9 protein-coding genes are annotated in these 7255 nt (G+C 59.5%); 7 read left to right on the plus strand and 2 right to left on the minus strand.

Going from position 1 to position 7255, the window contains the following annotated elements:
- The first annotated feature begins 46 nt into the window (after window positions 1-46).
- The 3 genes from fliD to Q1J88_RS08450 all read left to right on the plus strand — a co-directional run bounded on the left by fliD (window position 47) and on the right by Q1J88_RS08450 (window position 2254).
- Window positions 47-1426, plus strand: a complete 1380-nt coding sequence (gene fliD / locus Q1J88_RS08440) for a flagellar filament capping protein FliD (protein WP_301117187.1) — start codon at window positions 47-49, stop codon at window positions 1424-1426.
- Window positions 1423-1851 (plus strand): flagellar export chaperone FliS, encoded by a 429-nt coding sequence (gene fliS / locus Q1J88_RS08445; protein WP_301117188.1) that lies wholly within the window; start codon window positions 1423-1425, stop codon window positions 1849-1851. The genes fliD and fliS overlap by 4 nt, the downstream gene beginning before the upstream one ends.
- Window positions 1852-1918: 67 nt before the next feature.
- Window positions 1919-2254 (plus strand): flagellar protein FliT, encoded by a 336-nt coding sequence (locus tag Q1J88_RS08450; RefSeq protein WP_301117189.1) that lies wholly within the window; start codon window positions 1919-1921, stop codon window positions 2252-2254.
- A 173-nt stretch (window positions 2255-2427) separates the two neighbouring features.
- Here Q1J88_RS08450 and Q1J88_RS12905 read toward each other — a convergent pair whose 3' ends face one another.
- Entirely contained in the window at window positions 2428-2895 is a 468-nt protein-coding gene (locus Q1J88_RS12905; protein ID WP_366902555.1) for a pentapeptide repeat-containing protein, read from the minus strand.
- Between the two features lie 434 nt (window positions 2896-3329).
- Here Q1J88_RS12905 and Q1J88_RS12910 point away from each other — a divergent pair, with 434 nt between their 5' ends.
- Window positions 3330-3596 carry a flagellar hook-length control protein FliK gene (locus Q1J88_RS12910; protein ID WP_366902557.1) on the plus strand — a complete coding sequence of 89 codons (267 nt, stop codon included), beginning with the start codon at window positions 3330-3332 and terminating at the stop codon, window positions 3594-3596.
- Complete coding sequence (locus Q1J88_RS08460) at window positions 3593-3910, plus strand: EscU/YscU/HrcU family type III secretion system export apparatus switch protein (RefSeq protein WP_301117192.1); 318 nt, start codon at window positions 3593-3595, stop codon at window positions 3908-3910. The genes Q1J88_RS12910 and Q1J88_RS08460 overlap by 4 nt, the downstream gene beginning before the upstream one ends.
- On the opposite strand, the gene fliE is transcribed toward Q1J88_RS08460, so the two are convergent.
- Window positions 3907-4239: a flagellar hook-basal body complex protein FliE gene (gene fliE / locus Q1J88_RS08465; RefSeq protein ID WP_301117193.1), complete on the minus strand. Its 333-nt coding sequence runs from the start codon at window positions 4237-4239 to the stop codon at window positions 3907-3909. The genes Q1J88_RS08460 and fliE overlap by 4 nt on opposite strands.
- A gap of 309 nt (window positions 4240-4548) precedes the next feature.
- Between fliE and fliF the strand changes: the two genes are divergently transcribed.
- Window positions 4549-6219 (plus strand): flagellar basal-body MS-ring/collar protein FliF, encoded by a 1671-nt coding sequence (gene fliF / locus Q1J88_RS08470; RefSeq protein WP_301117194.1) that lies wholly within the window; start codon window positions 4549-4551, stop codon window positions 6217-6219.
- Window positions 6206-7213, plus strand: coding sequence for a flagellar motor switch protein FliG (gene fliG / locus Q1J88_RS08475; protein ID WP_301117195.1), 1008 nt, complete (start codon window positions 6206-6208; stop codon window positions 7211-7213). The genes fliF and fliG overlap by 14 nt, the downstream gene beginning before the upstream one ends.
- The last annotated feature ends 42 nt before the right edge of the window (window positions 7214-7255 follow it).

The following is a 7255-nucleotide window of genomic DNA, read 5'->3' on the forward strand; positions in this document are numbered from 1 at the left end:
ACTCTGGTACTTGCACCACAATACCTAAATCAGGAGAAGTTCTACCATGGCCATATCTTCTATCGGGGTGGGGTCGGGCCTGCCGCTCGACCAGTTGCTGACTGATCTTCGCAATAGCGAGAATCAGGCATTGGCCCTTATCCAAAAGAAACAGGACAGTGAACAGAGCCGGCTCACTGCGTATGGCCGTATCCAGTCTTCAATCGAGGCTCTCAAGACAGCCGCCGAAAAACTGGGCAAGGACGACACCTATGGCGGGCTCAAAACCTCGGTATCAGGCGACGCCTTTACTGCATCCGCCACCAACAAGGCCATCGCCGGTCAGTACGACATCCGGGTCGAGACCCTGGCCAGCGCACAATCCCTGGTCACCAACGGGGTGGCAGATCGTGCCCAGGCCATCGGAACAGGCGGCACCATCACCATCGAGCTGGCCGATGGCACCACGCAGTCGATCGAACTGGGTTCTGAGGATACGTCGATCAATGGCCTGATCAAGGCAATCAACCAGGCTGATCCCAGCCTGGGAGTGCGGGCGACCGTCATCAACGACGGCGGCGCCGAGCCACACCGTCTTCTGCTCACTGCGACGGCCACCGGCGAAAACGCGGCGGTTTCACGCATTACGGTAGACGACAACGCCCAGCTTGAAGCCCTCATCGGCTTCGACAGCTCTGGTGCCAACCCCAACATACAGGAACAAAAGGCAAATAATGCCACCCTGTTCATCAACGGCATCGAAATCAGCAGCCAGACCAATCAGGTCGAAAACGCCATTGAGGGCGTCACCCTGACGCTGACCAAAGCCGACGAATCCGCCACCCTCAAGGTAGAACGCGACGATGCCGGCACGACGCAGGCCATCAAGGCATTTGTCACGGCCTACAACAACCTGCAAAGTACCATCAAGTCGCTCACGTCCTATGACGTCGAAGCGCAACAGGGCAGCGCACTTACCGGCGATACGCTGGCCCGGCGGGCCCAGGCTGCCACACGAGACGCCTTGAACGGCTTCTCGTCCGAGGGTACGTTGCGCACTTTATCGCAACTGGGCATCACCACCAATCCAACGACGGGGCAGCTTGAAGTCAACGACGAGAAACTTTCCGCCGGCATCAAGGACCACCTCGGCGATGTTCAGCGTCTGCTGGCAGGCGAAGGCGGTTTGGCAGAAAGGTTCAAGGCAACCACCGAAAACTTCCTGGGCAGCAAAGGCTACATTCAAAGTGCCAAAGACGGTGCCGACCGGACCCTCGCCAACCTGCAACGCCAATATGACGATACGTCGGCACGTATTGACGCCAAAATGGAAAACTACCGACGCCAATTTACGGCTCTGGACAGCATGATGGCTCAGATGAGTTCCGTCAGCAGCTACCTGACCCAACAGTTGTCCATGCTGGGTAATCTCTACGAGAAGAAATGACAATTTATGCTTCGCCACGCGGCGCGCGTGGCTCTCGCTCGGCCGGCGCCTATGCCAACATAGGGCTGGAAACCAAGGTGTTAAGTGCAACACCCGAACAGTTGATCACCCTGCTGTTCGATGGGGCACTGGCAGCCATTACCAAGGCAGGATTATATTTAGAGAATGGCGACATCCAAGGGCGTGGTACTGCAATATCCAAAGCCATCGACATTATTGATTCAGGCTTGAAGGCAAGCCTCGACATGGAAGCCGGCGGAGAGCTTTCTCGCAATCTGGCAGCAACCTACGAGATCATTCTTCACCATCTTCTGCAGGCGAATTTGCACGCTGATGCCCAAAAGCTGGAGCTTGCAAAAAAATTGCTCGCTGACATCGCCGACGCATGGCGAACGGCCACATCCAAGGAATCCGCCCCGGCCTGAAATTCCAGGCCCCCTACCCCTTTAGCCTCATGCCTGCGTCTGTCAGGCTTCTTCACAGCGTACCCATATGGCCGAATCCAGCTCCATCGTGCATCACTATCAGCAAATTGCCGAAATTTCCGGCCAAATGCTCAAAATGGCTCAAGCCAACGACTGGGATGCCGTCGTCGCACTCAGCCAGCAATATTTTGCGGCAGTCGAATCCTTGCGACCCCTGCAGCCTCTGGATACCGATGACCGTCTGGTACGCAAATCGCTGCTGTCCAAGATCCTGAACGATGACGCCCGCATTCGCAACCTTGCGGCACCCGAGATGGCCCGACTGGGCGCACTGCTGGGTGCCATGAAACGGCATCAAAACGTGCTCGAAGCTTACTGCAACAATACGCCGGAACGTCATTAAGACGTCCTGATGCGGCCGGTTTCTGACAATGAGCATAGGTGGGAATTCAAATCTTGGAACACTGCTGATCCGGCGGCTCGACACAGCGTTAAGCATACAGGCCTCCCAACAAAGCCAATTGGTCAGTAGCGCACGCGCTGATGCCATTGCTCAGCTTGCTGATGCCGCGCGCATCAATCCGGTTCATAATCAGACTGATCGCCCGCTTCCTGAAACCATTGAGAAGGCCCAGGCCCAGGTAGAACGTCAGGCCCGTCGTACAGCCGAAGGCGGCAGAACTGAACAGGCTCCTGCCCACCTGCGCATGACAAGGCCCGCCATCGACACGTCGATGACTCCCTCGGCGCCGACAAGTCTTGGCAGCGGCGCCCGTACCATCCTCGCCCTGCTGTCGCTTTTTCCAGACACCCCCCCTCCTTTACAAGGCCGTCGCCCTTTACTGCCCGCGTCGCCGGCTCCAGCAAGTACACCCGGCGCCGGCGGAACCTCTGGTCTGCCACCTGGAACCGGTGCGGGAACATCAGCGCCTGCCGCAGGTCCGCCTGCCGCAGGTCCGCCTGCCGCAGGATCGCCTGCCGCAGGATCGCCTGCCGCAGGATCGCCTGCCGCAGGATCGCCTGCCGCAGGAACGCCTGCCGCAGGAACGCCTGCCGTTCAGGCGGCCACGTCTACCCCTGTGCGTAACGGCCTTCCTGTCCAGCTCGTGCGTGCGCTGGCGCAGGCTCTCCAGCAAAGTGGCGCATTCTATGAATCGCACTTGCACGATCTTGTTCAGGGAAACCGCAATCTTGATCAACTCAGGCAGGAACCGCAAGGGCGTCTGGCGGCCACCGGCCAGCCAGGCTCTCCGTCCACAGGCGCGGGGGCGTCCTCATCATCATCCCCGGCTCTTTCCCAGCCCGGCCAGAACCTCGCTGCTGACATCCGCAACCCTTCGGCGCCGTCAGCAGCTGCCACTACGCCCGGTAGCACTACCGGTGTCCACCCTGACACGCAGCCTGTCGTACGCCAGCAACTCGAAATCCTTGCTACCCAGACCATGACCTGGCGCGGAGAAGTCTGGCCCGAAACACCCATGGAGTGGGAGGTTGCACGGCAGAATGAAGACGGGCGTCCGGACGAAGCGGGTACGCACTGGTCAACCCGCTTGCGACTGACGTTTCCGGAATTGGGCCAGATCGAGGCCAGGATTTCGCTTCATGACAAGCAGGTAGTAATGCGGATGGTCGCGCCAAATAGCGCGTCGACGCTTGCGCAACACGATCAGGCCTTGCGCGCCGGGTTCGCAGAAGCGGGGCTTACGCTCAGCCAACTATCCATCCTGAAAGAGGATCAGCCATGAGTGCGGATAATCGGGATGCCGGCGGTGCGTCGCCAATGGGCCAGCGCCCAAGCGCTGTCGCCATTGCCTACGACACGGCGGATACGGCACCTCGCGTCGTGGCCAAAGGCTACGGCACGGTAGCGGACAACATCATGAGGGTGGCCAGAGATAACGGCCTGTATATTCACGAGTCTCCGGAACTCGTGGGTCTTTTGATGCAGGTGGATCTGGACAAGCACATTCCGCCAGAACTGTATGAGGCTGTCGCCCAACTGCTGGCCTGGCTATATAAGCTGGAAGCAGCGTCAGCGTCGGGCGCCTCGGAACCTTAGACAGGCATGCTGGCGATTTCCTGATACGCAGCCACAAGGCGATTGCGCACCTGCACTGTTGCCTGGAAAGCTATGCTGGCTTTTTGCATGTCGATCATGACATTATTCAGCGAAATGTCCGGGTCGCCCAGCACAAAGCCTTTGGCCTGCTGAGTAGCATTGTGCTGCATGGATGACACCCGCTCAAGGGAGCGCTGCAGCTCGGCAGCGAAACCACCCGGAGCCGCCATGCTCTCGGACGACCGTACGTCAGCACCTGACGCCGCCCGAGCGACCTCGCGCATCTGCGCCAGCATTGATTCGATATTGCTTAAGTTCGAAATAGCCATGGCGCTTACTGTAGCCGACTCCGGCTTCGCGCAAGAAAGCCATTAGCCGCCAAAACACCCGGCTATTTCCCTCATACAGCCGGCACCGCTCTCGATTACCATCTGCATCGTCCGTCAATTCGCCCTTGTGCGAGCTTGGTCGGCGTAAGGCCAAACTGCACTCAAAAATCTGTGCTGTTCGGCCATTGGTCTTGCTTGAAGACGCGTAATAATGACCACTCCCCTTCTAGTATTCCGTCGCATGCATATCGTATTCACGCAGTTTCCGGCATTGGCGCACCGTCGCGAGAATCCGGCCGGAGGCCAGCGATGAGCCAGGCGCAAGCCCTACTGGCTCGCTTTCCAGCACTTGGCAAGCTCCAAGACCTGCCCCGGCCGGTCTTGCTTGGTGCCGCCTCGGCGGTGGTTGCAGCCGTCGTCGTCCTGTTACTCTGGTCCAGGGGGCCAGAGTACAGCGTCCTGTTCTCAAACGTCGAAGATCGGGACGGCGGTGCCATTGTGGCCGCACTCGGACAAATGAACATCCCCTATCGCATGTCCGACAGCGGTAGCGCCATCCTCGTTCCCAAAGACCGGGTTCATGAAACCCGCTTGCAGCTGGCGTCGCAAGGCCTGCCCAAAAGCGGCAGTGTGGGATTCGAGCTGCTTGACAACACTCGCTTTGGTGCCAGCCAGTTCACCGAACAGGTTACCTATCAGCGCGCGCTGGAAGGCGAACTCAGCAATTCCATCGCCTCGCTGCACGCCGTGCAGCAAGCCAGGGTCCACCTCGCCATTCCCCGGGAATCCCTTTTTGTTCGCGAGCGCCAGGAGCCTACCGCCTCGGTCCTGCTTAACCTGTACCCTGGCCGCACGCTCACCGATGCGCAAGTGGCGGCCATCGGCTGGCTGGTGTCCTCCAGCGTACCCCGCCTCAATGCCGAGAACGTGTCAGTAGTCGACCAGAACGGCCGTTTGCTTAGCGCGCCCTCCGGAGAAGCCGGAGCAGAAGGCACACGTCGCAATTTCATCAACGACCTTGAACAACGTACCGTTCAGCGCATCCTGACCCTGGTCACTCCGCTGGTTGGTGCAGGAAATGTCCGGGCCCAGGCCAGCGCAGACGTCGACTTCTCACAGCGCGAACAGACCTCCGAGGTCTATCGCCCCAACCAGGAGCCGGGCCAGGCCGCCGTACGCAGCAAGCAGACCAGTGGCTCGGAACAACATAATGTATTGCCGCCGCAAGGCGTACCAGGCGCACTTACCAATCAGCCGCCACCCAACGCTGTAGCTCCCATCAGCCTGCCTCCACCCGCGCCGCCGGCTCAACCCGGTGCACAGCAAGGTGCCAACCCGCTTAGCACTCAGGGCAAGGACGAGGCGCCGGCAGTTCCAACCAACACCCGTCATGACGCGACGATCAATTACGAGGTGGACCGCACCATCAGTCACGTCAAGGAAGCGACCGGGAAGCTGCGTCGGCTATCGGTGGCCGTGGTGGTGAATTACCGTCCTGATGAAGACGGAGTCGCTCAGCCCTTACCGCCCGAAGAGATCGAAAACCTCAATCGTCTGGTGAAGGATGCGATGGGGTTCTCGGAGGAGCGCGGCGACACACTCAGCATTGTCAACAGCCGCTTCACCCCCGACACCCCGGCATCGGTCCCGGTCTGGGAAGATCCGGATTACCTGGACCTGGGCATGCAACTGCTTCGCTACCTGCTCATCGCGCTCGCTGCGTGGTTTATCTGGCGAAAGATCGTCAAACCGTACTTTGCCCACCTGGCCAGCCGCCAAGAGGCCGTCCTGCAGGCTGCCCAGGAAAACGCAGCAAATCGCGATGCCGCCGCTCAAGCCGCGGCAGCAGCGGCGCGCCGTGCCTCCGAAATCAGCCGTTATGAAGACAACCTCGGAGTTGCTCGCGAACTTGCCGCAAAAGATCCGCGCGCAGTAGCCATGGTGTTGCGTTCATGGATGGAGCCAAATGCCAAGGATTAGTAACGACGAACAGCTGCAGCGCTGCGCCATCCTCATGTTGTCTCTGGGTGAGGACTCTGCTGCCGAAGTGTTCAAGTATCTGACCGCCCGTGAGGTGCAGCTTGTAGGCAGCGCCATGGCGTCATTGACTCAAGTCACACGCGCCGACGTCGATAAGGTGCTGGAGGACTTCCGCCAGGAAGCAGATCAGTTCATGGCCGTGACGGTCGGCTCCGACGACTATATCCGCAGCGTGCTGACCAAGGCGCTTGGAAACGACCGGGCTGCCGGCCTTATCGAAGACATACTCGAGGCAGGCGACACCAGCAATGGAATCGATGCACTCAACTGGCTCGACGCCAACAGTGTGGCCGAACTCATCAGCGATGAGCATCCCCAGATCATTGCGACCATCCTCGTACACCTCGAACGGGATCGCGCCTCTGCTGTGCTGGCTCTGCTGGACGAGCGCGTGCGCAATGATGTCGTCTTGCGCATCGCCACTTTTGGCGGAGTCCAACCCACTGCACTTCACGAATTGACCGACGTGCTGAACGAGATGCTTTCCGGCCAGGGTGCCAAGCGCAGCAAGATGGGTGGTGTGCGTGCGGCGGCTGAAATGATCAACTATCTGAGTTCCGCCGAAGAAGATGCCGTTGTGGCGAACCTGCGCGAACTCGATCCGGATCTCGCACAGCGCATCGTGGACGAAATGTTTGTGTTCGAGAACCTGGTCGAACTCGAGCCGTCTGCCATCCAGCTCATCCTCAAGGAAGTCGACACGGCGACATTGACGATTGCACTAAAGGGTGCACCCGAAGAATTGCGCGACACATTCATGTCGAACATGTCCAATCGCGCCGCCGCCATGCTGCGCGACGACCTGGAGGCACAGGGCCCGATACGCATGTCGCGGGTCGAAGAGGCACAAAAGACCATACTTCAGGTGGCCAGACGCCTGGCCGAAGCCGGCCAGTTCTCACTAAGCCGCCGTGGAGACGACGAATATGTCTAACCCCGCTCGCCAGGCATTACGTGCATATGAAACAGAAGCCTG

Source organism: Pusillimonas sp. (assembly GCF_029263785.1).
Lineage (GTDB): Bacteria > Pseudomonadota > Gammaproteobacteria > Burkholderiales > Burkholderiaceae_B > Pusillimonas.